This window comes from Nocardia sp. NPDC057353, assembly GCF_042667085.1.
Lineage (GTDB): Bacteria > Actinomycetota > Actinomycetes > Mycobacteriales > Mycobacteriaceae > Nocardia.
In genome coordinates this window covers 1-25,474 of record NZ_JBHVAK010000004.1, presented here as the reverse complement: position 1 = coordinate 25,474, position 25,474 = coordinate 1, and the positions used below count along the sequence as shown (strand labels likewise).

Below are 25,474 nucleotides of genomic sequence, written 5' to 3'. Positions count from 1 at the left end.
TTGTAAAACTTATGTGAGCTGCAACCCCATCAGCACGGCGTCCCGGAGTTCGCCGCTGCGGCAGCGGTAGTGCCTGCGCAGCCTGCCCTCGACCTCAACCCGGCGCGCCGGTACAGCGATCGCGGGCTCGTTGTGCGGCCACGCCTGCAGCGTCACCTTGTGCGCGCCCCGCTCGCGGGCCGAGACCACGACCCGGTCGAGCAGCGCGGTGCCGATGCCGCACCCGCGCCGACCTCGTCCACCGGCGCCTCGGCGCCGATCCAGCGCCCCTCGGCCGCCACCGCGGCCCGCAGCGCCGCCATCGCCTCTGCGTCGGCCGCCGTGGCGGCACGCCGGTCAAGGGGATCCGTCATCGGGGTTCTCCGAGGAAGGCGGCGGCGAGCTCGTTGAACAGCTCGGCGCGCTCCCACTGCACCCAGTGACCGGCGCCTGCGGCCAGGAACAGGTCGCAGCGGGGCATCGCCTCGGCCAGCATGCGGCCGCCGGACGGTCGGTTGACCCGGTCCTCGGTGCCCCAGACGACGAGCGTGCGGTGGGCGACCCGGCGCAGTCGCCGGTCCCGGGTGAGGTCCATTCGCCACAGGGTCCGCAGCGCCGCGGGCCCCGACGGGCGGCGCAGCGGCGGGGCGGCAACCACCTCGGGGTCGATGCTCGCCCGGTAGCGAAGGTCGACGAGGTCGTCGGTGATCGCGCTCGCGTCGTGCACCAGGTACTCGCGCAGGAACTCCGCCAGCTTCTCCCGGCTCGGACCGTCGCCGGTGTAGTAGGCGAGCAGCGATCGCACACCCCTCGTCGGCACGGCACGGGTGGTTCCGACGCCGCCGGGGGCGAGGAGGATCAGCCGGTCGACCTGCTCCGGCCGGTCCATGGCGAGGCGCAGCGCGGCCGCACCGCCGTAGGAGTTGCCGACCAGGTGTGCCCGGCCGATGCCGAGCGCGTCGAGGAGCCCGCCGACCGCGGCGGCGAGGTCGCCGAAGGGATCGCTCTGGTCGACGCGCTTGGTCGAGCCTCCGTAGCCGGGCAGGTCGGGGACGATCACCCGGAAATCCCGTGCCAGCGCGGCGATGTTGCGCGAATAGTTCGAGGTCCCCGAGGCGCCGGGGCCGCCGCCGTGCAGCAGCACGACCGCGGGGCCCGAACCCGCCTCGGTGTAATAGATCTCGCGGTCGCCGACCCGGGTCGTGGTCCCGACCTCCGGTCCGCTCCGAGCGCTCACCACGGTGACCTCCACAATGCCGATGATCCCCGGACCGACCGCCGCCGCGGATCCGCCGCGACGCTCAACCGTCGCGCCGATCCGCGGACCGGACGGCCAGCGGGTAGCGGTCGATGAACTGTTCGACGAAGCCGCGCAGCTGCTCGTGCCCCTGCACCATGCCGACCGCGCTCTCGTTGCAGATGATGCGCGCGGCGCCGGTGAGCAGGATCGACATCACGACCGGCGGGAACTCGGCCAGGTCGACGCCGTGCGTGCGCAGCACCAGCGTCACCGCGGCGGTCTCGATGTCGCGGACGCGCTCGGCGAAGACCCGCAGTTCGGCGCCGATGACCTTGCGGTGGTTGGCCAGCGCCATCCACTCGGTGCTGAGCCGGGTGTAGCGGGTGTCGGTGTTGATCAGCCAGAGCGCGCGCAGCGGGTCGTCGTCGGTGAGGGCCTCGCGCATCCGGGCCAGCGCGCGTTCGCCGCTGTCCCGCATGACCGCGACGAACAGGTCCTCCATGGTCGGGAAGTAGTAGTAGACCAGCGCCGACTTGACTCCGGCGCGCTCGGCGACGCGGCGCGAGGTGGCCGCCGCGTACCCGTCCTCGCTCATGATCTGCTCGGTCGCCGCCATCAGGCGCTCCCTGGCGCCGGGCGTCTCGCGCGCTGTGCCTGCCGACATCACCGGAGCCTAGCATCTGATCGGCCGATCAATCCCGCAGGTGAACGCGGGCTCACCTGCGGTACTCGATCAGTTACTTGAGCGTGCTGCCCGCGTCGACGGTGAGCGGCAGGCCGGTCACGAAGCGGGATTCGTCGGAGGCGAGGAAGAGCACGGCGTTGCTGATGTCCTCCGGCTCGACCCAGCCGACGGGAAGCACGTGCATCATCTGGGCCACCACCCGGAAGTCGTCGATGCCGGGGTTCTCCAGGTCGGGCCGGAACATCTTCATGGTGTTCTCGTTCATGAACATCGGCGTGTTCACGTTCGTCGGATGCACCGAGTTCACCCGGATCGAGTGCTGCCCCAGCTCCACGGCGAAGGTCCGCATGAGCCCCACCACCCCGTGCTTGGCCGCGATGTAGTGCCCCGTCTGCGGATATGCCTTGAGCCCGCCGACCGAGCTGGTCAGGATGATCGACCCGCCGCGCCCACCCGCGAGCAGATGCGGCACCGCGGCTTTCACCGACTTCCACACCCCCGACAGGTTGATGTCGATCATCGTGTTCCAGTCCTGCTCACTGGTCTTGTCCAGCGTCTGGCCGCCGTTGCCGATGCCCGCATTGGCCACCACGATGTCGAGCCGCCCCAGCTCCCGCACCCCGGAGCCCACCGCCGCCGCGAGCGCGTCGTAGTCGCGCACGTCGACCTGCGCGGGGATGATCCGGCGGCCCGTCTCCTCGACCAGCTGCACGGTCTCGGCCAGGTCCTCCGGGGTGGAGTGCGCGATCATGTCGGTGCCGCTGACCGGCGCGCACACGTCCACCGCGATGATGTCGGCGCCCTCGCGCGCCAGATGTACGGCGTGGCTGCGCCCCTGCCCCCGCGCCGCACCCGTGATGACGGCGACCTTGCCGTCGACCCGCCCGCTCATGAACCACCTCGCTGTTCGCACCTCGATCAGCGATTGCTGACCGATCGATAAAAGTGGACACCCGTCGTGACGCTGTGTCAATGCCATTCTCGAAAGCCGAGAGTTCCATTGACCGCAGGTGGACATAGGTGCTACCAATGCAGCACTTCACCGAGATTTATCGATCGATCAGCCCGTACCGAAAGGCCCGCCGATGACCGACACGGCGTTTCTCGACTACTTCTCCGACCCGGCACTGGCCCAGGACCCGTACCCGTACCTGGCCGGGCTGCGCCGCCGGAACCCGATCTCGCGGGAGCCGCACCACGACGTGCTCATGGTGACCGGGTACCGGGAGGCCGACGCGATCTTCCGCGACCACGAGTCCTTCTCCGCCTGCGTCTCCATCGGCGGCCCGTTCCCGCCGCTGCCCTTCACCCCCGAAGGCGACGACATCTCCGAGCAGATCGCGGCGCACCGGCACCGGTTCCCGATCTTCGAGCACATGGTCACCATGGACCCGCCCGAGCACACCCGCACCCGCACGCTGCTCAGCCGGCTGCTGACCCCCAAGCGGCTCAAGGAGAACCGCGACTACATGCTCGGGCTGGCCGACCGCAGGCTGGACGCGATCCTGGACGCCGGGCGCTGCGAATTCCTCCGCGACTACGCCAAACCCTTCGCCACCCTGGTCATCGCCGACCTGCTCGGCGTCCCCGAACAGGACCGCGGCGAGTTCCAGCGCAGGCTGAACGGGCACGAGGAGCCGGGCAGCCGGGTCGGCGCGCTGGACAGCGAACCGGTCGGCAGCAACCCGCTGCAGTGGTTGGAGGACACCTTCGGCGCCTACCTCGGCGACCGCCGCGCCACCCCGCGCACCGACATCCTCGGCGTCCTCGCCGCCACCACCTACCCCGACGGCACGCTGCCCGAGCTGATCGACATCGTGCGCCCGGCCACCTTCCTCTTCGCCGCGGGCATGGAGACGGTCACCAAACTGCTCAGCTCCGCCGTCCGGGTGCTCGCCGAACGCCCCGAGTACCAGGAGATCCTGCGCGCCGACCGCAGCCTCGTCGCGCCCTTCATCGAGGAGGCGCTGCGCGTCGAGAGCCCCACCAAGGTCGACTTCCGGCTCGCCCGCAGGACGACCCGCGTCGCCGACGTCGACATCCCCGCGGGCAGCATCGTCATGCTCTGCATCGGCGCCGCCAACCGCGACCCGCGCAAGTTCGATTCCCCCGACGAGTTCCGCCTCGACCGCCCCAACTCCCGCGAGCACATCGCCTTCGGCCGCGGCATCCACACCTGCGCGGGCGCCCCGCTGGCCCGCACCGAGGGCCAGGTCACCCTGGACCGGCTGCTCGACCGCGTCACCGACCTGGCCATCGACACCGACGCGCACGGCGCGGCCGGGTTCCGCTACGAACCGACATTCCTGCTGCGCGGGCTGCAGGAGCTGCGCATCACCTACCGCCCCGCCGGCGGGTGAAAATGCGGGTGCGGCCGGCCCCGCACCCCCGTCATCCTGGGATCGTGAGCACCGACTTCACCGTCCCCCTCGAACTCCCCTTCCCCGCCGGAATTCTCACGCCGCCGCTGGCCGACCTCCGTTGGCGGGGCGACGCGCCCACCGACCCGGTGACCGAACCCGGCCGCTGGTTCCCGCACCGGGAGGGGATCTCCACGCGTTCGCTCACCCTCGACTGGTCCGACGGCACCCTCGACGTGACCGTCCGCCTGGCCTCCGCGCCGGAGGACGTGGATCTGGCGCTGCGCATCGTCCGCGCCGCGGCCGAGCACGCCGGGGTCGAGGTCGACACCGAATACGGGCCGATGCCGCCGGAGCAGCTGAGCGAGGTCTTCGACGAGGCGTGGGTGCTCGACGGCCTCGACCGGGCGGTGACCCTGCTCGCGCACATGTCCCGCCGCGACGACGGCGTGCTGTCCCTCCCCGGCCCGACCCGTGAGGGCCGGCTCGGCCCGCACACCCTGTCGGACCTCGAGTTCGGTGCGGACCGCGGTCACCGCCTGCTCGCGCTGATGCGCGCGGTCCTGTGGCCGGATCCGCGTGCGCGCTGAGGGTGCAGGGTGCCGAGGTCCGGCTCTACCCCGCCGTCCGGGATTGCTGCCGCGCGGTGACCTGACATTCCAGCCAGGTGTCGATGTCGTCCCGCGCGGCGCGCGCCATCGGGGTCGGATGCCCGGTGAACCCGTGCGGCGCGGCGGGGTAGACCCGCAGGTCCACCTCGGACCCCGCGGCCGACAGCCGGGCCGCCATGGCCAGGTTGTCCTCGAGCAGGATGTCCTCCTCGCCGACGACGACGAGGGCGGGCGGCAGATCGGAGAGGTCGGCGTAGATCGGCGAGATGTCGGGGTGGGTGCGGTCCGCGGCCGATCCGCAGTAGGCCCGGAGGAAGTACTCGTCGGCGATCCGACGCCCGGCTGGGGTGCGGGCGCTCAGGTCGTAGGTGCCGAATTGCAGGACCGCGCAGTCGAACACCGGGGTCCGCCGATCGCGCAGGCGCAGCAGCGTGGTCATCGCGAGCGTCGCGCCCGCCGAGAAGCCGCCGATCGCGAGCCGCGTCGTGCCGAAGCGCCGCTCGGCGTGTTCGGCGAGCCAGAGCGCTGCGGTCTCGCAGTCGTCGGGCGCGGCGGGCCAGGGATGCTCGGGCGCGAGCCGGTAGTCGACGCTGACGACCGCGAGGCCGAGCGCGTCGGCGAGCCTGCGGTTGACCACGTCGTCCATCGCCGCCGAACCCAGGTAGAAGCCGCCCCCGTGGAGCTGCAGGAACACCCCGCGCACCGCCTTGTGCACGGGCGCGAGGATGCGCAGCCGCACATCGCGGCCGCCGACTGTCACGGTCTCCTCGGTGGCGGGCGGGTCCGCAGGCACGGGTGTCGCGGCGGCCCTGGCCGCGCGGAGCTCGTCCGGAGTGCTCGGCCCCCGTCCCGGCGTGCGGTCGGCGTAGAAGGCGCGTGACTCGTCGACGAGCGGATGCAGGCGGGGATCGATGAGAGCGTCCAGGGTGAAGCGCATGGGTTCAGCGTAGGGAGCGCACCGCCCGCGCAAGTGCCGCCCTCGCCTCGCCGGGATACAGCCCGGGCCGGCGCATCACCGATGAAGTGCTGATACGCGGTGACCTGTCCCGGATCACCGCGAGCAACCGGGCCCGCCCCGAATTCACCGTCACCGACGCGGTCGACAAGGTACGCCGGGCCGGCCAGCGAGTTCCGGGCAGCCGGTAGGTTGAATCCCCGTGCGCGCGTTCATGGTCGACGGTCATCCACTGCTGGGCAGAATTCCGGGGCCGCTCGCGGTCGCCCGATTCGGTGACACGCTGTGGGCGGCGGGTGGTGCGCGCGACTTCAGCGCCGTGCTGCGGTTCGACGGCGCGGGCTGGCGGGCGCGGCCGCTCGACGCGAAAGGCCTGCGCGCGATCCTGCCACTGAGTAGCACCACGGCCGTCGTCGCCGGTGAGTACGGCTACCTCGCGCTCGTCGAGGAGGACGAGCACCTGGTCGTCCCGACCGGCACCGCGGGCTGTCTCTACGCCCTGGCCACCGTCGACGGGTCGCTCTGGGTGACCGGTGACGACGGATTCGTGGCGGTGCTCGACCCAGAGACCTCGGAACTGCGCGTCCACCCGGCCTTCACCGGTGACAGCGTCGTCACCGTGGCGCAGGCGCCCGGCGGCGGCGCCGTCTTCGCGGCGGGAGAAGCGCTGATCACCCGCTCGCCCGACGGCTCCGTGGCCGAGTTGTTCCGCGGGACCGCTCTACTCTGCGGCGTCGCCTTCGCCCCCGATGGCCGCGGCGTCGTCGTCGGCGACAAGGGACAGCTGTACCGGTCGGCCCCCGGCGAATTGTTCCAGCCCTGCCCGGGAGCACCGTCGCTCGACCTGGAGCGCGTGCACTACGACGCCAACGGCGATGGCTTCCTCGTCGTCGGCGAGCAGGGCTTCATCGGCGTGCTCGACAACGCCGGCTTCCGGACCGCGCCGCTCGCGAGCCCGCCCTACCGCCTCACCGGCGTCACCGAGTGGGGCGACGGTCACCTCTACTCCGGCTGGACCGAACAGGGGCCACCGTTCCAGTTCCGCGGAGCGTTGTACCACGACGGCACAACCGCGCCCGCGACCGTGTACCGGCCACCGGTGCAGGACTTCGGCCCGCCGCGCAGCCGAACGGTCGCCGAGCCGACGGAGGCGGCGCTCGGCGCGGGCGACTACACCGTGCTGCCGCTCGCGGCGGCGACCGAGCTCCTGCCCGGGGTGTCCTGGCCCGACTGCTCGCTCGACGAGGTCCGGTTCTACGACGGCGACGTCCACGTCGCGGACACCACCGCGCTGCTCGAGGACCACGACGAGTCCGGCTACGCGGTGGCCATCCGCGGCGACCTCACCGTCGACGGCACACTCGACGCCACCGCGGGCGGCGAGGGCTACGGCAGCCTGCTGGTCGTCGGCGGCGACGTGTGGGCGCGGGCGGCGATGTTCCGCTACGGCATCGCGGCCTCCATCGGCGGCACCCTCGAGGTCGCCACGGTGGTCATGTGCGACCACGGCGACGACGGCGGCACCCTGTGGGCCGAGGCGATCAGCGCGCAGGTGCTGTCCTACTCGCTGTACTTCCCGCAGCCGGACGCCGAGTTCGACGCGTTCCTCATCGGCGACGTCTACGGGGACGCGAGTTTCCCGCCGGACCGCGCGGACGAGGTCTTCGTCCCGGGGGTGCTCGAGAACGGCGTCCTCGACGAGCGGACGGCGGCGCAGTGGCTGCGCGAGGGGAAGTCGATCCTGCGGGAGGCGTGAGGGTCGGCGGCGCGCCGGTGGGTGGCCCGTCGCGGCGCCGAGCCGAGGTTCACCCGTTTCGGGTGACGTGCGACCGGCGGCGCCGCACCTAGCGTGCTGGTCACGCCGGTGGTCGCACGTCACGCCCATGCCGCCAGGTGCCGGGTGACCTGATCGAAGGAGCAGGGCATGAACTCGGATTCGCTGACCGGCGAGGAACGCGCCGAACTGCTCCGGCTGCGCGCGGAGGTGGCGACCCTGCGCGGGGAAACCGGCGCGGAAGAGGGGACGCCCGCCGCCCGGCCGCCCCGCAACGGACTGCGCTGGGCGGCGGTGACGATCCTGCTGCTCCTGGTCGGCGTGCTCGCGCTCGCCTCGGTGACGGCGCGCTTCACCCGGAGCCAGATCCTCGACACCGACCGCTACGTGAGCACCGTGGCCCCGCTGGCCGCTGACCCCGCGCTGCAGGCCGACATCACGAACCAGATCACCGACGAGATCTTCACCCGAATCGACGTCGAGGAGCGGACGAAGGAGGCGCTGACGGCGCTCACCGCCCGCACGGATCTCCCCGCGAACGCGCCCCGAGTGGACGCGGCCGTCGTCGGCCTCGCCCCGGTGATCACCGAGCAGGCGAAGAACTTCGTTCACGACACCGTCGGCTCGATCGTCCGGTCGCAGCAGTTCGAGGACCTCTGGATCCAGGCGAACCGCGCCGCGCACACCGCGGTCGTCGCCGTCATGACCGGCCATTACGGCGCGAAGGCGATCGCGGTCGATCAGAGCGGGACGGTCAGCGTCTCCCTCGGCCCGATCCTGGACCGGGTCGAAGCCGCGCTGGCCGAACGGGGGTTCACCTTCGTCGAGCGGATTCCGGCGGTGGACAAGCAGTTCGTGCTGTTCCGCTCGCCCGAACTGGTGCGGGCCCAGCGCGCCGTCGCCGCCCTCGACAAGACCGCGGCCATCCTGCCGTGGCTCGGCATCGCCTGCGCCGCCGCCGCGGTCGCCGTCGCGCCGCGCGGCCGCAGGCTGCGCGCGCTGTCGCTGACCGGTCTCGCGATCGCCGCCGGAATGCTCGTCCTCGCCATCGCGATCCTGGTCGGACGCGCGATCTACCTCGACAGCGTCCCGCCCGACATACTGTCGCCCGACGCCGCGACCGCTGTCATCGACACCGTCCTGGTGCCGCTGCGGACCGGCCTGCGCGCCGTCGCGGTGCTCGGACTGGTGATCGCGCTCGGCGCCTTCCTCGTCGGCGGCTCCTCCTCCGCGCGCGCGGTGCGGCGCGAGTGCGGCCGGGCCGTGGACTTCGTCCGCAGGCCGAGCTCAGAGCGGGCACCCAACGAGGTGGAGCGCTGGGCCCATCAGCTCCGGGTCCCGCTGCGGTGCGCGATCATCGGCGTAGCGGCCGTGCTGCTCATGTTCTGGCGCTACCCGACCGGGCTGGTGGTGCTGTGGATCGTGCTCGGCGCGCTGCTCGCGCTCGCGGTGCTGGAGCTGCTCATCCGCCCGGCCCGCGCCTCCGCTCCGCTACCCGCCCCCTGACCGCAGCGCGGCAGCGCCCGGCATTCTCGTGAGTACCGCCACCCCCCCGCTCGTACGACTCCTCCCGCCGCCGCCTCGCCGAACAGACCAGGGCCGAGGTGCTCGCCGCCGCCACCCGCCTCTTCGTCGAGCGCGGCTGGGCGGGCACCTCGATGCGCGACGTGGCGCGTGCGGCGGGCTGCTCGGTGGAGACCGTCTACGCCAGCGTCGGCGCCAAGCGGGAACTGCTGAAGGTGGCACTCGACATCGCGGTCGTCGGCGACGACGAGCCGGTGCCGCTGCTGGCCAGAGACGAGATTGGGGCCATCGAGGCGGGCTCGCCCGCGGTGCGCGCCGAAGCGGCCGCGGCGCTCTGCGCCTCGATCTACCGGCGCACCGCCGGGCTGAATCGGGTGCTCGATCAGGCCCGGGTCACCGAGCCGGAGCTGGCCGGGCTGTGGGCCGAGACCAGGGCCGACTTCCGCACCTCCCTGGCCGCGGTGCTGGAGCGCGTCGCCGCCCGCGCGCTGACCGGCACCGAGCTCGACGCCCTCTGCGCCGTCCTCGGCAGCGACGTCTACTTCCAGCTCACCGGCGAATCCGGCTGGCCGGACGAGCACTACGAAACCTGAGCCGCCGACACCGTCCTCCGGCTGCTCCGCCTCGACGAGGAGACCTGACATGACCATCGACCTCGACGCACCGGCCGACACCCGGGTGATGGGCCTGGTGCACCGCGCGCTGCGCCGCGACCTCGCCCGCGCCGCCGCGGCGCTCGACGAGCGCCCGTACCCGTTCGACCGCCGGCGCACGGCCCTCGCCGACCACCTGGTGTGGATGATGGGGTTCCTGCACCATCACCACGAGACCGAGGACGAGCATCTCTACCCCTTGGTCCGCGACCGCGACCCCGCAGCGGCGCCCCTGCTGGACCGGATGAACACCGATCACGAGTCGATCGTGCCTGCGATGGCCGCGCTGACCGCCGCCGCGCGGCGCTACCGCGAGACGCCGGACGCCAGGGCCGAGCTCGGCGGCGCAGTAGACCGCCTCACCGCCCTGCTCGTCCCGCACCTGGATCGGAAGGAGCTGGAGATGATGCCCGTCGTCTCCCGCGCGATCTCCGAGCGCGAGTGGCGGCACTGGGACCGATTCCGCGCTGGATCATCGTCGAGCTCATGACCGGGCGCTACCGCCGAGCCGCCTTCCGGCGCTGGCGCACCCCGGAATTCTCCCCACTCCGCGCCGTCCTGTACGGGGAGCAGAGCGTCGAGGTCGCCGCGGCGCCTGCCGCGGTCTGGGAGATCCTGGCCGACGTGCCGCGGGTCGGCGAGTGGAGCCACGAATGCCACTCCGCCGCGTGGCTGGACGGGGCCACCGCGGCCGCCCCCGGCGCGCGGTTCCGCGGGCGTAACCGCTCGGGTCGCAGCCGTTGGAGCCGCACCTGCACGGTCACCGAGGTCGTCCCGGAGCGCGCGCTCGGCTGGATCACGCACGGCGGTATCTACGGCGACCACACCGAATGGCGCTACACGCTGGAGCCCGCGGGCACCGGCACCCGCATCACCCAGACCTACCGGGTGCAGGCCATGCCGCGCTGGTTCGACCGGCTCGCCTGGCGGATCACCCCCGCGCACCACGATCGCCGGGAGGCGCTGCGGGACGACCTGTCCCGGCTCGGCCTGCTGGCGGCGCACGCTCCGAGCCGCGCCTGACCCTGCCCGGCCGCGACCCTCGCCTCCGAGCCCCCGGATCGACCTCCGGAACGGGAGAAGTGTCGCCGCAAGAACACCCCCGGGTTGCATATTCGCCCGTGAAAGTGTGTCGTGGAAACCGTGACCAACACATCCGGAGACGCGTACCCCCTCACGGACACGATGACCACCACGGTCTCCTCGCGCGCGGGCGCGACGGTGCTGTCGGTGGCGGGCGAGGTGGACCTGGCGACGGCGCCCGCGCTGGAGAACGCGATCGACGCGATCCTCGGCGAGCGGCCCGCATCGCTCATCATCGACCTGACCGAGGTCAGCTTCCTGGCCTCGGCGGGGATGGCGACGCTGGTGGCCGCGCACCAGCGGGCCGGGGAGGCGACGGCCATCGCGGTGGTGGCGGACGGGCCCGCCACCAGCAGGCAGCTCAAGATGACCAGCCTGGATCAGGTGTTCTCGCTGTACGCCACGCTGGACGAAGCGGTGGCCGGGCGCGGCTGAGCGGCGGCGAACGCGGCCCCGCCCCGGATTCCGGGCGGGGCCGTTCCGCGTTCAGACGATGTCGCGGAGCTGTTCGATCAGCGCGACCCGCTCGGCGGAGGTGCCTGCCAGCGGGACGACGTTGAGCACGGTCACGCCCGCCTCGCGGAAGGCGGCGACGCGCTCCTTCACGAAGCCGGCCGGGCCGATCAGGGAGACGTCGCGGACCAGGTCGTCGGGGACGGCCTTGGCGGCCTCCTCCTTCCGCCCGGCCAGGTAGAGCTCCTGGATGCGGTCGGCTTCGGCGCCGTAGCCGTAGCGGGTGGCGAGGGTGTGGTAGAAGTTCTTGCCGCGCGCGCCCATGCCGCCGATGTAGAGCGCGAGGTGCGGCTTGACGAACTCCAGCAGCGGGGTGACGTTGTCGCCGATGGCGAGCGCGGGCCCCGCGTAGATCTCCAGGTCGCCGAGCGCTGCGTCGCGTTTGGCCTGGCCCGCGGCGAGTGCGTCGCCCCAGACGTCCTTCGCCTTCTCGGGCAGGAAGAAGATGGGCTGCCAGCCCTCGGCGAGCTCGGCGGCGAGCTCGACGTTCTTCGGGCCGAGCGCGGCGAGCAGCACCGGGATGCGCTCGCGAGCGGGGTGGTTGATGAGCTTGAGCGGCTTGCCGAGGCCGGTGCCCTCGCCCTCGGGCAGCGGGATGCGGTAGTACTTGCCGTCGTACTCCAGCCGCTCGCGGCGCCAGACCTTGCGGCAGATCTCGATCAGCTCGCGGGTGCGGCCGATGGGCGCGTCGTACGGCACGCCGTGGAAGCCCTCGATGACCTGCGGGCCGGAGGCGCCGAGGCCGAGCACGAAGCGGCCGTCGGAGACGAAGTCGAGGCCCGCCGCGGTCATGGCGGTGAGGCTGGGCGTGCGGGTGTAGAGCTGCAAGATGCCGGAGGCGAGCTGCACCCGCTCGGTGCGGGCGGCCAGGAAGCCGAGCGCGCTCACCGCGTCGAAGGAGTACGCCTCGGGCACGAACACGACGTCCAGCCCGGCGCGCTCGAGGTCGGCCACCTCGGCGGCCACCTCCTTGAAACCGCCCGAGTAGTTGATCCCCAATCCGATCCGCATGGGGTCAACATATCGCCGGCTACGGCCGGGCCGACCACCGGTGCGGTCGGATAGCGTGGAGCGGCCAGCTCCCGACCCCCGAAAGGTGCCGTCCCGTGTCGCAGCCAACCGCGCCAACCGCGCAGCCCGGAACCGAAGCCGGATTCGGCGCCGTCACCGTCGGCGCGTACCTGGAGCAGCTCGCCGCGAAGGTGCCCGCGCCCGGCGGCGGCGCGGTCGCGGCGCTGCACGCGGCGCAGGGGGCGGCGCTGGTCGCGATGGTCGCGCGCTACACCACCAGGGCCAAGGACGCCGAGCACCGGCCGGAGATCGACCGGATCATCGCCGCCGCGGACGCCGCGCGGGAGCGCGCGCTGCTGCTGGCCGATGCCGATGCCGCCGCCTTCACCGGGGTGGGCGCCGCCTACAAACTGCCGAAGGAGACCGAGGCCGAGCAGGCGGCCAGGCAGCGGGCGATCACCGATTCGCTGCTCGGCGCGGCCGCGGTCCCCGCCGACGTGGTCGACACCGCCGACGAGGTGCTGACGCTCGCGACCGACCTGCTGCCCATCGGCAACCCCAACGTGGTGACCGACATCGGGGCCGCCGCGGACGCCGCGCGGGCCGCCGCGACCAGCTCGCGGCTGAACATCGAGATCAACCTGGTGTCGCTGCGCGGCGCGGCCGCGGATAACGATCTGGCGGATTTCGCGGCCGCGCTGGCCCGGGTCGAGGAGATCACCGCGCGGGCGGATGCCCTGCACACGGAGGTCGTGCGGGCGCTGCGCGGCTGAAACCCACCGTGTCTCAACCGGGTTACCCCGGAACCAGGGCGCGCGCCCGGGCTGGACCGGAATGATCAAGTCGGCCTAGGCTGATTACTTTCCTTACCACGCCCGGTTCGAAGGTGATTGTCATGAAGAGCGCGTGTCGGCCTCTTTTCCTGCTCGCCGCGGTGATCGCGCTGGCGGTGACCGGCGCGGGCACCGCGTTCGGCAGCATCGCGGCCCCGGCGGGGACGCCCGCGATCGTCGCGATCAGCCCGTCCGCGGGCACGACGGTCGGGATCTACCCGCCGGTGACGGTGCGCTACGCGACGCCGGTGACCGATCGCGCGGCGGCCGAGCGGGCGCTGACCGTCCGGGCGCCCGAGGCCGTGCCCGGCCACGTGACCTGGCGCAGTGCCACCGAGATGACCTGGCTGCCGGAGTCCTTCCTGCCCGCGCGCACGAAGGTGGAGGTCTTCGCGGCGGGGTGGCGCACCGAGTTCGAGACCAACGCCGGGGTGAGCGCCGTCGGCGACATCTCGGCGCACACCTTCACGGTGAGCATCGGCGGCATCCCGGTGCGCACCATGCCCGCCTCGTACGGCAAGCCCGGCTGGGAGACCCCGGCGGGCACCTTCCCGATCCTGGAGAAGTTCCGCCGGGTGACCTTCGACTCGCGCACCATCGGCATCCCGCTCAGCTCGCCGGAGGGGTACCTGATCCAGGGCGAGTACGCGGAGCGGCTCACCTGGGGCGGGGTCTTCGTGCACTCAGCGCCGTGGTCGGTGGAGTCGCAGGGGTCGGCGAACGTCAGCCACGGCTGCATCAACCTCGCCCCGGACGACGCCGCCTGGTTCTACGAGACCGCGGGGATCGGGGACCCGGTGCGGCTGCACTGGTAGTTTTCGCCGCCGCCGCCCGGGTACGCGCTGCTCGACGGCGCCCGCCCGGGTGCAGGGGACAGGCGGGAGTGACATGCGAATCGGGTACAAGCTGGCCGCGGAGGCGTTCGGGCCGAACGAGCTCATCCGGCAGGCGGTCGCCGCCGAGCGCGCCGGGTTCGACTTCGTCGAGATCAGCGACCACTACCACCCGTGGCTGGACAACCAGGGCCACTCCCCCTTCGCCTGGACCGTGCTCGGCGCCATCGCCGCGCGCACCGAGCGGGCCGGGCTGGTCACCGGGGTCACCTGCCCGATCATCCGCTACCACCCGGCGATCGTGGCCCAGGCCGCGGCGACGCTGGCGCTGGTCAGCGACGGCCGCTTCACCTTCGGCGTCGGCTCCGGCGAGCGGCTGAACGAGCACGTGGTGGGGCGCGAGTTCCCGCCGGTGCAGACCAGGCACGCCATGTTCCGCGAGGCGCTGGAGATCATCCGGCTGCTCTGGCAGGGCGGGTACCGGAGCTACGAGGGGAAGTACCTTCAGCTCTCCGACGCCAGGATCTTCGACCTGCCGGACGAGCTGCCGCCGCTGGTGGTGGCCGCGGGTGGCCCGGAGGCGGCGCGGCTGGCCGGGGAGCTCGGCGACGGCCTCTTCGCCACCGACCCGGAGACCGAGCTGGTCGAGGCGTTCCGCGCGGCGGGCGGCTCCGGCCCGCACTACGCCGAGGTGCCGCTGGCCTGGGCCCCCGACGAGGACACCGCCGCCGCGGCCGCGCTGGAGACCTCGCGCTGGGCGGTGACCGGCTGGAAGGTCATGAGCGAGCTGCCCAACCCGGTGAACTTCGCCGCCGCCACCGAGACCGTCCGGCTCGACGACATCAAGCAGAACTTCGCCTGCGGCAGCGACCCGGAGCGCATCGTCGCGGCGGCGAAGCCGTTCGCCGAGGCGGGCTTCGACCACCTGGTGCTGCTGAACGCGGGCCCCGACCCGGACGGCTTCCTCGACTTCTACACCAGTGAGCTGGACGGCCCGCTGCGCGCGCTCGGCGGCTGAAACCGGCTGCGCGCCGCCGTCTTCCGGGCCCGGGCGATCTTGGTCCGGAACACTCGAGTAAAGTGCAGGTAATGAGGCGCGACACGGGGTGGGACGGCTGAGCGGTGGTTATCGAGGAGACCGCGCTGGCCTTGATCCAGCTCGGAGCGGTGTTCTTCGGCCTCGGGGTGCTCGGCCGGGTGGCGGCGCGGGTCGGGATGTCGCCGATTCCGCTCTACCTGCTCGGTGGGCTGGTGTTCGGCTCCGGCGGATTGGTGGAGCTGCACGCGGTCGACGAGTTCATCCACCTCGCCAGTGAGATCGGCGTCGTCCTGCTCCTGCTGCTGCTCGGGCTGGAGTACACCGCGGCCGAGCTGGTCACCGGGATGCGCAAGTCCTGGCCCGCCGGGCTGCTCGACCTGGTGCTGAACGCCACGCCGGGGGTGATCGTCGCCTTCATGCTCGGGCTCGGGCCCACCGGGGCGATCGCCATGGCGGGCGTCACCTACATCTCCTCGTCCGGGATCGTCGCCAAGGTGCTCGCCGATCTCGGCAGGCTCGGCAACCGGGAGACGCCGACCATCCTCTCCATCCTGGTCTTCGAGGACCTGGCCATGGCCGCGTACCTGCCGGTGCTCACCGCGGTGCTGGCCGGGGTCGGGTTGATCGCCGGGCTCTGGACGCTGGGCATCGCGCTGACCGCGGTGACGGTGGTGCTGGTGGTGGCGCTGCGCTACGGCCGCTACGTCTCGGCGCTGGTGGCCAGCGACGACCGGGAGATCTTCCTGCTCAAGGTGCTGGGCGCGGCGCTGCTGGTGGCCGGGCTGGCCTCGGCGGTGCAGGTGTCGGCGGCGGTGGGCGCGTTCCTGCTCGGGATCGCCATCTCGGACTCCACCGCGCACACCGCGACCAAGATCCTGGAGCCGCTGCGTGACCTGTTCGCGGCCATGTTCTTCGTGCTCTTCGGGCTGAACACCGATCCGCGCAGCATCCCGCCGGTGCTGGCCTGGGCCGCGCTGCTCGCCGTGGTGACGACGGCGACCAAGATCGCCACCGGGTGGTGGGCGGCCGGGCGCGCCGGGGCCGGGGAGATGGGCCGGGCGCGCGCCGGGGTGGCGCTGGTGGCGCGCGGCGAGTTCTCCATCGTGATCGCCGGGCTCGCGGTGGCGGCGGGGGCGCTGCCCGACTCGTTCGCCGCGCTCGCCACCACCTACGTGCTGCTCATGGCGATCATCGGGCCGGTGGCGGCGCGGGTCGTCGAGCCGGTCATGCGGATGCTGCGCGGGAGGCCGCGCGCGCCGGAGCGGGTCCCGGAGTGATCACCCTCCTTGGAGGAGTGCGGCGCAGCGACGCGCGACGATGTCATCGACACCACGGCGTAGCTTGTCGAAGCTCTCCAGTTCGCTGGCGAACTCCGGCCAAGCCGACCGGGCGCTCTTGACCACGTCCACCGCAGTCGACACAAGGTCACCGTCGTAACCGAGCTTCTGGCTCAGGCGCTGGAATTGCTGGATGCGCAGGCGGCTGAACCGCCGGTCGCCCGCGAATTTCAATCCCAGATCCTCGGGACGATCGCTCAGCTCGTACACCTCTGTCGACATGACGTCGTAGACAGGCGACAGTGTCGGAGTCCGGCGGTCGCGATAGATCAGCGACCAGTTCTTGAGGTGGGCGTCTCCATTGCCGATCAACACGAAGAAGACGAGGCGACGGACGAACTCATGCAGCGCGCGCTCGTCGTGTCCACGGTAGATCAGCGCAGCGATGGTTTCGAAGTTGCCGTCGTACTTCTGAGCAGGGTAGAAGCCGCGGACTTGAGCCAGGTCTTCGATGTGTACCAGCCGTCTGTCGGTGCCACGATCGAATCTCTGCACTGCGTATGCGTAGTCCTCATCCATCGGCCACACGTCAGACGGAAGGCCGAAGATATCGTCACGATGCACCAGCTCGACCTCCGGCACGTCGATGCCCACCGCCCGCGCGAACCGCATCATCGTGTACTCGTTGCGCGGCACGTCCGGGAAGTACCGATCGGGTAGCTTCACGATCCAGTCTCCACCTTGCCCGGTGGCGGTACAGGTGAAACGCCCGCCATCGCGAAGGGTGGAGAATTTCAGGGCCACGCCGGCAAGAGAGAACTTCCACGGTTGTTCCACCCGCTCCGCACCAGGGTCGGCATCGAACTCCAACACCTCTGCGACATCGGGCACCTCCTCGAGTTCCGCAGGCAGCACGCGCACCGCTCCCGGGAGGTCGTGACCGACTTGCGCAAGTAACTCCATCTCACGCTCCGACGCCACACCACGCTCCGAAGCGATCCAGTCCCGCAACGGGCCTTCCGGTAGTAGATTGGAAAACCACTGCGGCAGACGAAGATTGGCCGCGAAGCGACCGCGCAAATTCTCCTCGAAACGGAGCCCGAGAACTGGACGTTCGGGGTCGTCCAGATAGGTCTCGCCGAACTCGAACCAGGAGAAGTTGTCGTGGTGGAACAACCAGCCGATCCGCTGGTCGTGTAGCCAAACCGCGTGGCGCGCGGACTCAGTCATCCGGGTCCTCGTCCGGGTCGTCGAATGTGGCATCCGCTTCCAGATCATCAAGGATCAGATTGTCGAGGGGCGGCGTGTCCTCGAGCCCGAACTCGGTTCGAGCCGTCAGGAATGAGGTCACGGTCGCGGCGAGAGTGTCCTCTCGATTTCGGACGAATTCCACAGTCCGTCCGCTTCCGATCAGATCGGCCGCAGCCGGGCTGATCGCATGCGAGTCCAGCGTCTCACTCCACTTCTGAGCGGCGATATCGATCGGCTGGGTTGCCAGAGTCGCCGGTATTTCGGATGGGGCAGCTTCGAGACCGGGTACGAGCAGCCACCGTGCTGCGGTGTCCTGTTTCGTCGCCGCCGCAACCCGGCGAGAGACGATGGCGGTCAGGGCGGGCCGAGGGGTCTGCGCCTCACCCAGAGCTTCCACCAGCTCGGCACGACCGAGCACATCCCCGTTTCGGAGGGATCGCGGTTGCCGATACCACATGGCGCAGGCGATGATTTTTCCGCTGGCGTGATTCGTACGGAAATGACGCACGTCGGGCCAGCTTATCCGTTCCCGCGGGATTGCTCCGAGGAGGGCCTCAAGCGTGGCGTCGAGATCGCGGGGATCGACCTTCGCGCCGAGGACCCGGGTCGTACCGGTGGAGCCGCCGGTGAAAGGCGCGGTACCTGCCAGCGCCGCCCTCCAGTACCAACGCCGCAGCAGCTGAATCTGCCGGGAGTTCAGCTTCGGATGGTGCCCGAACACTCGCACCAGGACGACGAGCAGATGCCGATATGGCAGGAACGCGAAGTGCGGGGTGTCCGCATGCTGTTGCAGGAAGGACACCGCGCCCTCGAGGGCTTCGCGCGTGCGCCGGTACGCCGTCGCCGCGTCTTCCCGGGGAAACTCGCCCGAGCGTCGGTTGTCGAATTCCGTTCTCATTTCACGGGTGACATCCGGTCCCCGGCGCGCCAGAACAGCATTGAATATCGTGTTTCCGTCGACAGTGCCGAAGCCCAGGTCCGACGAAAGATATTCGATGATCTCTTCGATGGCCGTCGAAGTCGAGTGCTCCGCGCTGGAGGCGGCAGGGTGGAGGGCAGTGAAGACTTCGGCCCGGGTCAGGCGCTTTCCGTAGCTGTTCAGACGATCGAAAATGTCCCGGAGTACGGCTTCATCCTGCGTTTCGACAACCGACGCCGGAATTTTGAACTGGCGGATCTTCTTGGCAGCAGCTGTCGCTGAATCGAAGTACTCCATCGTTTCGGGATAGTCGCGGAACCAGGCCATCAGGTTCTGCAGATCGAACAACGTCGGCAGCGGAATAGCCGTTGATCTCGCTCCGCCGGTCGGCACGATCTCACCGGAGACCGGATCGAAACTGAGGGCGAAGCGTTCGTCACCGAGCGATTCGGGCGACAAGGCGTTCGCCAGGGTTGTCACGCGCTGCTGGCCGTCAACTACCCAGAGGGCGTTGTCCATCTCCGCAGCATCGATCCGGAGTGCACCCAAACTAATACTGGTCGCCTCGGCCGGTCTCGACCAGAGCAGCAGACTCCCCAGAGGATAACCGCGCATAATGCTGTCGAACAGACGACGGGCGTCCTCCAGCCCCCACCGGAACGGGCGCTGAAATTCCGGAATACGAACCTTGCCATCCCGAACCATGGCGACGATCTCTTCGACCTCGAACACCCGTGCCATCGGTGTGGTTCCCAAGCTCGAACTCATAACCGCCCGCTCCTCACCCCAGCTACAAGACGTGGCACCGCGGCGATGCACGGCAGCGATCATTGAACTGTATCAACGAGTCCCGACGAGTCACACGCCGAATAATGCTGCTGGCGCTCCCCTGTAGCTAGCGGGCCCGCTCGGCGGCCTCGACGACGTGGCGCATGAGGAGGGCGGTGGTGACCGGGCCGACGCCGCCCGGGACGGGGCTGAGCGCCGCGGCGTGGCCGCGCACCGCGTCCGCGTCGACGTCGCCGACGATGCTGCCGTCGGGGCCCTCGTTGGTGCCGACGTCGATGACGACGGCGCCCGCGCGGACGTGCTCGGCGCGGATCAGCCCGGCCCGGCCCGCGGCGGCGACCACGATGTCGGCGGCGGCGGTGACGGCGGCGAGGTCGGGGGTGCGGGAGTGCGCGACGGTGACGGTCGCGTTCTCCGCGAGCAGCAGCTGGAGCAGCGGCTTGCCGACCACGGTGGAGCGGCCGACCACGGCGACGTGCTTGCCCGCGAGCTCGATGCCGTGCTGCTTCAGCAGCACCACGACCGCCTCGGCGGTGGCGGGGGCGAAGCCCGGGGTGTTGGCGGTGAGCAGCCCGAGTGAGAGCGGGGCGACACCGTCCACGTCCTTGTCGGCGCCGATGGCGGAGGCGACGTCCTCCAGCTTGACGCCCGCGGGCAGCGGGGTCTGCAGCATGATGGCGTCGACCGCGGGGTCGGCGGTGCGGGCGGCGAGTTCGGCGCGCAGGGTGGCGATGTCGGCGTCGACGCCGAGCTCGACGGTGTCGCACTCGATGCCGCGGTTGGCGGCGGACTTGCGTAGCGAGTTCACGTACCAGGCGCTGGCCGGGTCGGCGTTCGCCACGACGAGGGCCAGGCGCGGGGCCCGGCCGCGGGCGGCGAGCGCGGCGGCCCGCTCGGTGGTCTCGGCGTTCAGGGCGGCGGCGGCTTCCTTGCCGGTCAGCGATGCGGTCTCCACGGGGCAACCCTATCGGGGGCGGTTCCGGTCCGCCGTTCCGGTGGCACCCTTCCGGCCCCGCTCGCCGTGTCGCGGTGCAATCACACCCGTAACATCAGCCCCAGCAGTATCGTTGTCGCCGCCCTACAGCACAGCCGGATGCCGTCCGCGAAAGGTGTGACCTGTGGTGACTCGTCGAATCCGAACGATCCTGCTCGCGGTGCTGACCGCGCTCACCCTGGCCGGGGCGGTCGCCGCGCCCGCGGCCGCCGAGCCCGACCCGGATGCCCTCTACAACTCCGCGCAGCGGCACTTCGCCGCGGGCGACGATGCCGCGGGCCGCGCCGACCTGCGCGCGCTCATCGGCGCCGCGCCGGACGACGCGGAGGCGATCGCGCTGCAGGCGGTGTGGTCGCACTACGCCGGTGACCGCCTCGCGCTGGACGACGCCATGCGCAGGCTCAACGGGCTGGACCCGGCACGCGCGGCGGGCACCCTGCGGGTGCTGGATGCCGTCCGCGCCGCCGTCGGCACGCTGCCGAACCCGCTGCCCGCGCTGATCGGGCCGCAGACCGGGATCGTGGTGCTCGGCTACGGGCTGCTGCCGGACGGTGCGCTGCGCCCGGAGCTGGTGCACCGGCTGAACGCGGCCTGGGTGCAGGCGGTCGCCGCGCCCTTCTCCCGGATCGTGGTCTCCGGCGGTAACCCGCAGCACGGCATCGCCGAGGCCGACGCCATGGCGGGGTGGCTGATCGGGCGCGGCATCCCGGCGAGCCGGATCATCGTGGAGAACCGCGCGGGGTCGACCGTGCAGAATGCCCTCTACAGCACCGATCTGCTGCGCAACGCCGGGCTGACCAGCGCCGTCGTGGTGACGTCGCCGAACCACATCCGCCGTGCGGTCGCCGACTTCCTGGTCGCGGGCACCGCCGTGGTCGGCGCGATGGTCTCGCTGGAGCAGCTGGTGTCGAATCTGCCGCCGCCGAGCCGGGCCGGGCAGCGCGGCATCTACCTGGACGCCACCCGCACCTTCCGCTTGGCCACCAGCCGCTGACCGGGCTGGACGGGGTGCGCGCGGGCGCGCAGTATGACGCCGTGCCCGCGCTTCCCCGCTCCCCCGCGAACAGTCTCGGACCCGCGGAGGTGACGGCCCGGTTGCGGGCGGCGGGGTGCGTGTTCGCGGAGGAGGAGGCGCGGCTGCTGGTCGCGGCGGGCGGCGAGCTGGAAACGCTGGTGGCGCGAAGGGAGCGCGGGGAGCCGCTGGAGCAGATCCTCGGGTGGGCCGAGTTCCGCGGGCTGCGGGTGGCGGTGGCGCCGGGGGTGTTCGTGCCGCGGGCGCGGACGGCGGAACTGGTGGACGCGGCGATCCCGCTGCTGCGGGCGGCCGCCGCCGCGCCGCCGGTGCTGGTCGACCTGTGCTGCGGGACGGGGGCGCTCGGGCTGGCGTGCGCGCGGGAGGTCGAGGTCACGCTGGTGGCGGCCGATATCGATCCCGCCGCGGTGGCCTGCGCGCGGCGCAATCTCGGCCCGGCGGGCGTGGGTGCCGCGGTGTACGAGGGCGACCTGTTCGACGCGCTGCCCGCGGCGCTGCGCGGCACCGTCGCGGTGCTGCTGGCGAACGTGCCGTACGTGCCGAGCGATGCCGTCGCCACGCTCCCCGCCGAGGCCCGCGACCACGAACCGCGCCGCGCGCTGGACGGCGGCGCGGACGGGCTCGCCGTGCTCCGCCGGGTGGCGGCGGGCGCGCCGGAGTGGCTCGCCCCCGGCGGTCACCTGCTCATGGAAACCGCTGCCACACAGGCCGACTCCGCCCTGGCCGTGCTGGAGGGCTGCGGCCTGGCCTGCCGGCTCGCCGGGTCCGGCGAGCACGGCACCACCGTGCTGGTCGGGACGCTCAGATCTCCTTGCGCCCGGTGAAGTGATCCATCGAGCGGTACACGCCGACGGTGTTCAGGAAGAGATCGCGGGCCCGGATCGGCAGCAGCCCGGAGAGCGCCTTGTTGAGCCGCGAGGTCCAGGGCAGCACCAGCAGCGGCGTCCCGGCCTTCATTTGCGCCCACGAGGTCTCGACCACGACGTCCTGCTTGAGGATCGGGGTGAACCAGAAGCCCTTGGCGCCGTCGAACATGCCGGTGTCGATGTAGGTCGGGCACACCGTGGTGACCTTGACGTGCTCGTGCCCGGCCTGCTCCAGCTCGATCCGCACCGAGTCGGACCAGCCGAGCGCGGCCCACTTCGAGGCGGCGTAGACGCTCATCCTCGGGTTGGAGACCAGCCCGGCCGACGAGGCGATGTTCAGCACCCGGGACGGCGACTTCGAGGCCACCATGGCGGGCAGGAACTCCAGCGTGATCCACATCGGCGCCAGCGAGTTGATCGCCATGGTCTTCTCGATGTCGGCGCGGTTCGTGGTCTCCCAGAAGTACTGGTTGCCGCGCACGATGCCCGCGTTGTTGACCAGGATGTCGATATCGCCGACCTCGGCGCGCACCGCGGCGGCGGCCTCGGCGATCGCCTCCTGCGAGGAGACGTCGACCACGTGGTGGTGCACGGTGCCGCCCAGCTCGGTCAGCTCGGCGGCGGTCTCCTTCAGCGCGGCCTCGTTGATGTCCCAGAGCACCACCGCGGCGGCGCGCTCGCGCACGGCCGTGGTGGCGAAGAGCTTGCCGAGCCCCATGGCGGCGCCGGTGACCAGCACCGTGCGCCCGGCGACCGATTCCAGCTTCATCGCTGCGTTCCTCACTTCTGTCGCAGGGTCTTCATGACGCCGAAGTAGAGCGTCATGGTCTTGGCCCACAGCTCCTCGGACATGCCGGGCAGCGGGGCGATCGGCAGCATCCGCTGCTGCGCGATGGTCTGGGTGTCGATGTACTTGAGCAGCCCCTCCGGCCCGTGCCTGCGGCCGGTGCCGGAGATGCCGAGCCCGCCGGAGGGCGCGTCCGAGCTGCCCCACGCGGCGATGAAGCCCTCGTTGACGTTGACCGAGCCCGCGTTGATCCGGGCCGCAACGGCCCGGCCGCGGGCCGCGTCCTTCGTCCAGACGCTGGCGTTCAGGCCGTAGGCGGTGTCGTTGGCGGCGGCGACCGCGGCGTCGTCGGAGGCCACCCGGTAGACCGAGACGACCGGGCCGAAGGTCTCCTCGCGGTAGACCGTCATCTCCTCGGTGACGTCGGCGAGCACGGTCGGCTCGTAGAAGTAGGGGCCGAGGTCGGGGCGGTGCTTGCCACCCGCGAGCACGGTGGCGCCCTTGGCGACGGCGTCGTCGACGTGCTGCCGCACGGTGTCGAGCTGGCGCTGGAAGGTGAGCGAGCCCATCCCCGCGCTGTAGTCCAGTGCCCCGCCGAGCTCGATCTTCCGCACATGGCCGGTGAACTCCGCGACGAAGCGGTCGTACACGCTGTCGTGCACGTAGATCCGCTCCATGGACTCGCAGAGCTGCCCGGCCGAGGCGAAGCAGGCGCGGATGGCGATCTTGGCGGCCTTCGGCACGTCGGCGTCGGCGAGGACCAGCAGCGGGTTCTTGCCGCCGAGCTCCAGCGAGTACCCGATCAGCCGCTCGCCCGCCTGCTGCGCGATGGTGCGGCCGGTGGCGCTGGAGCCGGTGTAGTCGACGTAGTCGGCGCGGGCGATGACCTCGCCGCCGATGTCCCGGCCGCGGCCGAGCACGGCCTGCCAGAGCCCGCGCGGCAGCCCGGCGCGCTCGGCGGCGTCGATCGCCCAGAGCGCGGTGAGCGCGGTCTGGTTGTCCGGCCGCGCCACCACGGCATTGCCCGCGACCAGGGCGGGGAGCGCGTCCGAGACGGCCAGCGCGAGGGGGTAGTTCCACGGCGAGATGACCGCGACGACGCCCTTGGGCCGCTGCCGGACGTCGACCCTGGTGAGCACCGGGAGTACGCCGCGCGGGCGGCGGGTGGTGAGCAGCTTGGGCGCGACGGAGGCGTAGTACCTGGCGTTCACCGCAACGTCGCCGACCTCGTCGAAGGCGTGCGCGCGGGCCTTGCCGGTCTCGGTCTGCACGATGTCCAGGATGGTCTCCTGCTCGCGCAGCACGATGTCGTGCAGCGCACGCAGCACGGCGGCCCGCTCGCGCACCGGCCGCGCCGCCCACGCGGCCTGCGCGGTGCGGGCGGTGGCGAAGGCGCGCTCGATGTCCTCGGTCGAGGACTGCGGCAGGTCGGCGATCTTGGCGCCGGTGGCGGGGGCGAAGACCTCCACCGACGGCGCGCCGCCCGCGGTCGCCCGCTCCAGCAACGGCTTGACCAGGTCGGCGGGGAGGGCGGCTGACGTCATGGGCGGCTCTTCCATGGGGTTCGGGGTCGGTGATCGCGGGGCGCTCATTAAATGAACACTGATGTTAGAGTAATGGCCGTGCGACCCCCGGTGTCAAGCGTCACGTCCCGCGCCACAGGCAGGTCCGGGGCAATCCTGTGACCGCTCACAACGCCGAGCGCCCGGCCCGCCGCGGCCGCCCGCCGCAGACCAGGGAGCAGGCCGACGAGGTGCGGGCCAGGATCGTTGCGGCCACCGCCGCGGTCTTCACCCGCACCGGGTCGCGCGGGCTCAGTGTCGCGCAGATCATCGACCAGGCCGGGCTGGCGCGCCCGACCTTCTACCGCTATTTCGCGAACGCCGCCGAGCCGCTGCACGCGCTGCTCACCGTCTCCAACCGGGAGCTGGTCGGCGGCATCCGCACCGCGCTGAGCACCGCCGCCGGGCCGCTGCACGGGGTGGAGCTCGGCATCCGGTTGATCGACGCCTACCTGGGCTGGGCGCGCGGCCACGGCACCATGCTGCGGCCGCTCTTCGCCGAGCTGCACGACCCGGGTTCGCCGGTCTCGGCGTACCGGGAGGAGGCGCTGGAGGACATCCGCGGCATCATCCGGGACACCTTCGGCGTGCTCGGCCGCCCGGTGCCCACCCCACTGGACCTGGACGCCGCGCTGCACCTGTGCGAGTACGTGGTCTACCGGGTCTCCGCGGCCGGCGCGCCCGGCTCCGAGCCGGACCCCGCCGTGGTGGACGAGGCGCGGCTGACCATGATCCGGGTGCTGCTCACCACGCTCGGGACCAGGTCCGACGTGGAGTACGCGCTGGACGTTCCCGGGCTGCTGCGCGACTAGTTGTGATGTCCAGGGAGGTTGTCCTGCCCCACGTGGGTGAGTCGATGTGACAGGTGAAGGCCCCCGGTAGTGAAGTGGAGCTGTCTAGGAA

General features: G+C 71.5%; 27 protein-coding genes. 15 read left to right on the top strand and 12 right to left on the bottom strand.

Translation table 11 applies throughout. From position 1 onward, the window contains the following. Positions 1-9: 9 nt before the first annotated feature. From ACFUUZ_RS03035 to ACFUUZ_RS03015, 5 genes are all read right to left on the bottom strand, one after another. Positions 10-189 (bottom strand): hypothetical protein, encoded by a 180-nt coding sequence (locus tag ACFUUZ_RS03035; RefSeq protein ID WP_378691961.1) that lies wholly within the window; start codon positions 187-189, stop codon positions 10-12. Further along, positions 153-353, bottom strand: a complete 201-nt coding sequence (locus ACFUUZ_RS03030; protein WP_378691959.1) for a hypothetical protein — start codon at positions 351-353, stop codon at positions 153-155. The genes ACFUUZ_RS03035 and ACFUUZ_RS03030 overlap by 37 nt, the downstream gene beginning before the upstream one ends. Continuing rightward, complete coding sequence (locus ACFUUZ_RS03025) at positions 350-1,216, bottom strand: alpha/beta fold hydrolase (protein ID WP_378691958.1); 867 nt, start codon at positions 1,214-1,216, stop codon at positions 350-352. Before ACFUUZ_RS03025 ends, ACFUUZ_RS03030 begins: the two co-directional genes overlap by 4 nt. Before the next feature lie 64 nt (positions 1,217-1,280). Continuing rightward, complete coding sequence (locus ACFUUZ_RS03020) at positions 1,281-1,883, bottom strand: TetR/AcrR family transcriptional regulator (protein ID WP_378691957.1); 603 nt, start codon at positions 1,881-1,883, stop codon at positions 1,281-1,283. Positions 1,884-1,956: 73 nt separating this feature from the next. Then, positions 1,957-2,796, bottom strand: a complete 840-nt coding sequence (locus ACFUUZ_RS03015; RefSeq protein WP_378691955.1) for a mycofactocin-coupled SDR family oxidoreductase — start codon at positions 2,794-2,796, stop codon at positions 1,957-1,959. Between the two features lie 193 nt (positions 2,797-2,989). On the opposite strand from ACFUUZ_RS03015, the gene ACFUUZ_RS03010 reads away from it, so the two are divergent. After that, complete coding sequence (locus ACFUUZ_RS03010; RefSeq protein ID WP_378691953.1) at positions 2,990-4,264, top strand: cytochrome P450; 1,275 nt, start codon at positions 2,990-2,992, stop codon at positions 4,262-4,264. A gap of 44 nt (positions 4,265-4,308) precedes the next feature. Beyond that, a complete protein-coding gene (locus ACFUUZ_RS03005) occupies positions 4,309-4,854 on the top strand; it encodes a hypothetical protein (protein ID WP_378691951.1) in 546 nt (181 codons plus the stop codon). A gap of 25 nt (positions 4,855-4,879) precedes the next feature. On the opposite strand, the gene ACFUUZ_RS03000 is transcribed toward ACFUUZ_RS03005, so the two are convergent. Beyond that, positions 4,880-5,812 carry an alpha/beta hydrolase gene (locus ACFUUZ_RS03000; protein ID WP_378691949.1) on the bottom strand — a complete coding sequence of 311 codons (933 nt, stop codon included), beginning with the start codon at positions 5,810-5,812 and terminating at the stop codon, positions 4,880-4,882. A gap of 220 nt (positions 5,813-6,032) precedes the next feature. Between ACFUUZ_RS03000 and ACFUUZ_RS02995 the strand changes: the two genes are divergently transcribed. The 6 genes from ACFUUZ_RS02995 (at position 6,033) to ACFUUZ_RS02970 (ending at position 11,299) form a co-directional block, all read left to right on the top strand. Then, positions 6,033-7,586 carry a hypothetical protein gene (locus ACFUUZ_RS02995; protein WP_378691947.1) on the top strand — a complete coding sequence of 518 codons (1,554 nt, stop codon included), beginning with the start codon at positions 6,033-6,035 and terminating at the stop codon, positions 7,584-7,586. A gap of 168 nt (positions 7,587-7,754) precedes the next feature. Further along, positions 7,755-9,110 (top strand): hypothetical protein, encoded by a 1,356-nt coding sequence (locus ACFUUZ_RS02990; protein ID WP_378691945.1) that lies wholly within the window; start codon positions 7,755-7,757, stop codon positions 9,108-9,110. A 98-nt stretch (positions 9,111-9,208) separates the two neighbouring features. Then, positions 9,209-9,721 (top strand): TetR/AcrR family transcriptional regulator, encoded by a 513-nt coding sequence (locus tag ACFUUZ_RS02985; protein ID WP_378691943.1) that lies wholly within the window; start codon positions 9,209-9,211, stop codon positions 9,719-9,721. A gap of 49 nt (positions 9,722-9,770) precedes the next feature. Further along, the gene (locus tag ACFUUZ_RS02980; protein WP_378691941.1) at positions 9,771-10,271 is read left to right on the top strand and encodes a hemerythrin domain-containing protein; all 501 of its coding nucleotides are present in this window, start codon (positions 9,771-9,773) and stop codon (positions 10,269-10,271) included. Then, the gene (locus tag ACFUUZ_RS02975; protein ID WP_378691939.1) at positions 10,223-10,804 is read left to right on the top strand and encodes an SRPBCC family protein; all 582 of its coding nucleotides are present in this window, start codon (positions 10,223-10,225) and stop codon (positions 10,802-10,804) included. The genes ACFUUZ_RS02980 and ACFUUZ_RS02975 overlap by 49 nt, the downstream gene beginning before the upstream one ends. A 162-nt stretch (positions 10,805-10,966) precedes the next feature. After that, a complete protein-coding gene (locus ACFUUZ_RS02970) occupies positions 10,967-11,299 on the top strand; it encodes an STAS domain-containing protein (protein ID WP_378691937.1) in 333 nt (110 codons plus the stop codon). A gap of 51 nt (positions 11,300-11,350) precedes the next feature. Here the strand turns inward: ACFUUZ_RS02970 and ACFUUZ_RS02965 are convergent, their stop codons facing one another. Beyond that, complete coding sequence (locus tag ACFUUZ_RS02965; RefSeq protein WP_378691935.1) at positions 11,351-12,388, bottom strand: LLM class F420-dependent oxidoreductase; 1,038 nt, start codon at positions 12,386-12,388, stop codon at positions 11,351-11,353. Between the two features lie 95 nt (positions 12,389-12,483). Between ACFUUZ_RS02965 and ACFUUZ_RS02960 the strand changes: the two genes are divergently transcribed. From ACFUUZ_RS02960 to ACFUUZ_RS02945, 4 genes are all read left to right on the top strand, one after another. Continuing rightward, the gene (locus ACFUUZ_RS02960; protein ID WP_378691934.1) at positions 12,484-13,161 is read left to right on the top strand and encodes a cyclodeaminase/cyclohydrolase family protein; all 678 of its coding nucleotides are present in this window, start codon (positions 12,484-12,486) and stop codon (positions 13,159-13,161) included. A gap of 122 nt (positions 13,162-13,283) precedes the next feature. Further along, on the top strand, positions 13,284-14,036 hold the full coding sequence (locus ACFUUZ_RS02955) for a L,D-transpeptidase (protein ID WP_378691932.1): 753 nt from the start codon (positions 13,284-13,286) through the stop codon (positions 14,034-14,036). Positions 14,037-14,109: 73 nt separating this feature from the next. Continuing rightward, positions 14,110-15,072 (top strand): TIGR03557 family F420-dependent LLM class oxidoreductase, encoded by a 963-nt coding sequence (locus ACFUUZ_RS02950; protein WP_378691930.1) that lies wholly within the window; start codon positions 14,110-14,112, stop codon positions 15,070-15,072. 110 nt (positions 15,073-15,182) lie between these two features. After that, the gene (locus tag ACFUUZ_RS02945) at positions 15,183-16,370 is read left to right on the top strand and encodes a cation:proton antiporter (RefSeq protein ID WP_378692257.1); all 1,188 of its coding nucleotides are present in this window, start codon (positions 15,183-15,185) and stop codon (positions 16,368-16,370) included. Here the strand turns inward: ACFUUZ_RS02945 and ACFUUZ_RS02940 are convergent, their stop codons facing one another. From ACFUUZ_RS02940 to ACFUUZ_RS02930, 3 genes are all read right to left on the bottom strand, one after another. Continuing rightward, positions 16,371-17,600: a type II toxin-antitoxin system HipA family toxin gene (locus ACFUUZ_RS02940; RefSeq protein WP_378691928.1), complete on the bottom strand. Its 1,230-nt coding sequence runs from the start codon at positions 17,598-17,600 to the stop codon at positions 16,371-16,373. It abuts the gene before it with no gap. After that, a complete protein-coding gene (locus ACFUUZ_RS02935; RefSeq protein WP_378691927.1) occupies positions 17,593-19,308 on the bottom strand; it encodes a DUF262 domain-containing protein in 1,716 nt (571 codons plus the stop codon). Before ACFUUZ_RS02935 ends, ACFUUZ_RS02940 begins: the two co-directional genes overlap by 8 nt. 127 nt (positions 19,309-19,435) lie before the next feature. Beyond that, positions 19,436-20,284 carry a bifunctional 5,10-methylenetetrahydrofolate dehydrogenase/5,10-methenyltetrahydrofolate cyclohydrolase gene (locus ACFUUZ_RS02930; RefSeq protein ID WP_378691925.1) on the bottom strand — a complete coding sequence of 283 codons (849 nt, stop codon included), beginning with the start codon at positions 20,282-20,284 and terminating at the stop codon, positions 19,436-19,438. A gap of 166 nt (positions 20,285-20,450) precedes the next feature. On the opposite strand from ACFUUZ_RS02930, the gene ACFUUZ_RS02925 reads away from it, so the two are divergent. Further along, positions 20,451-21,317 (top strand): YdcF family protein, encoded by an 867-nt coding sequence (locus ACFUUZ_RS02925; RefSeq protein WP_378691923.1) that lies wholly within the window; start codon positions 20,451-20,453, stop codon positions 21,315-21,317. A 41-nt stretch (positions 21,318-21,358) separates the two neighbouring features. Beyond that, positions 21,359-22,180, top strand: a complete 822-nt coding sequence (locus ACFUUZ_RS02920) for a putative protein N(5)-glutamine methyltransferase (protein WP_378691921.1) — start codon at positions 21,359-21,361, stop codon at positions 22,178-22,180. Here the strand turns inward: ACFUUZ_RS02920 and ACFUUZ_RS02915 are convergent. Then, positions 22,158-22,991, bottom strand: coding sequence for an SDR family NAD(P)-dependent oxidoreductase (locus ACFUUZ_RS02915; protein ID WP_378691920.1), 834 nt, complete (start codon positions 22,989-22,991; stop codon positions 22,158-22,160). The genes ACFUUZ_RS02920 and ACFUUZ_RS02915 overlap by 23 nt on opposite strands. 11 nt (positions 22,992-23,002) lie before the next feature. Continuing rightward, entirely contained in the window at positions 23,003-24,553 is a 1,551-nt protein-coding gene (locus ACFUUZ_RS02910) for a succinic semialdehyde dehydrogenase (protein WP_378691918.1), read from the bottom strand. Positions 24,554-24,690: 137 nt separating this feature from the next. Between ACFUUZ_RS02910 and ACFUUZ_RS02905 the strand changes: the two genes are divergently transcribed. Next, the gene (locus ACFUUZ_RS02905) at positions 24,691-25,383 is read left to right on the top strand and encodes a TetR/AcrR family transcriptional regulator (protein ID WP_378691916.1); all 693 of its coding nucleotides are present in this window, start codon (positions 24,691-24,693) and stop codon (positions 25,381-25,383) included. Positions 25,384-25,474 lie beyond the last annotated feature (91 nt).

Bases quoted from the DNA above. Each gene is read 5' to 3' on its own strand.
- ACFUUZ_RS02940 (WP_378691928.1), bottom strand. From the start codon at position 17,600: ATGACTGAGTCCGCGCGCCACGCGGTTTGGCTACACGACCAGCGGATC.
- ACFUUZ_RS03020 (WP_378691957.1), bottom strand. From the start codon at position 1,883: ATGTCGGCAGGCACAGCGCGCGAGACGCCCGGCGCCAGGGAGCGCCTG.
- ACFUUZ_RS02980 (WP_378691941.1), top strand. From the start codon at position 9,771: ATGACCATCGACCTCGACGCACCGGCCGACACCCGGGTGATGGGCCTG.
- ACFUUZ_RS03000 (WP_378691949.1), bottom strand. From the start codon at position 5,812: ATGCGCTTCACCCTGGACGCTCTCATCGATCCCCGCCTGCATCCGCTC.
- ACFUUZ_RS03015 (WP_378691955.1), bottom strand. From the start codon at position 2,796: ATGAGCGGGCGGGTCGACGGCAAGGTCGCCGTCATCACGGGTGCGGCG.
- ACFUUZ_RS02990 (WP_378691945.1), top strand. From the start codon at position 7,755: ATGAACTCGGATTCGCTGACCGGCGAGGAACGCGCCGAACTGCTCCGG.
- ACFUUZ_RS02965 (WP_378691935.1), bottom strand. From the start codon at position 12,388: ATGCGGATCGGATTGGGGATCAACTACTCGGGCGGTTTCAAGGAGGTG.
- ACFUUZ_RS02950 (WP_378691930.1), top strand. From the start codon at position 14,110: ATGCGAATCGGGTACAAGCTGGCCGCGGAGGCGTTCGGGCCGAACGAG.
- ACFUUZ_RS02970 (WP_378691937.1), top strand. From the start codon at position 10,967: ATGACCACCACGGTCTCCTCGCGCGCGGGCGCGACGGTGCTGTCGGTG.
- ACFUUZ_RS03010 (WP_378691953.1), top strand. From the start codon at position 2,990: ATGACCGACACGGCGTTTCTCGACTACTTCTCCGACCCGGCACTGGCC.
- ACFUUZ_RS02915 (WP_378691920.1), bottom strand. From the start codon at position 22,991: ATGAAGCTGGAATCGGTCGCCGGGCGCACGGTGCTGGTCACCGGCGCC.
- ACFUUZ_RS02910 (WP_378691918.1), bottom strand. From the start codon at position 24,553: ATGACGTCAGCCGCCCTCCCCGCCGACCTGGTCAAGCCGTTGCTGGAG.
- ACFUUZ_RS02935 (WP_378691927.1), bottom strand. From the start codon at position 19,308: ATGAGTTCGAGCTTGGGAACCACACCGATGGCACGGGTGTTCGAGGTC.
- ACFUUZ_RS03030 (WP_378691959.1), bottom strand. From the start codon at position 353: ATGACGGATCCCCTTGACCGGCGTGCCGCCACGGCGGCCGACGCAGAG.
- ACFUUZ_RS02955 (WP_378691932.1), top strand. From the start codon at position 13,284: ATGAAGAGCGCGTGTCGGCCTCTTTTCCTGCTCGCCGCGGTGATCGCG.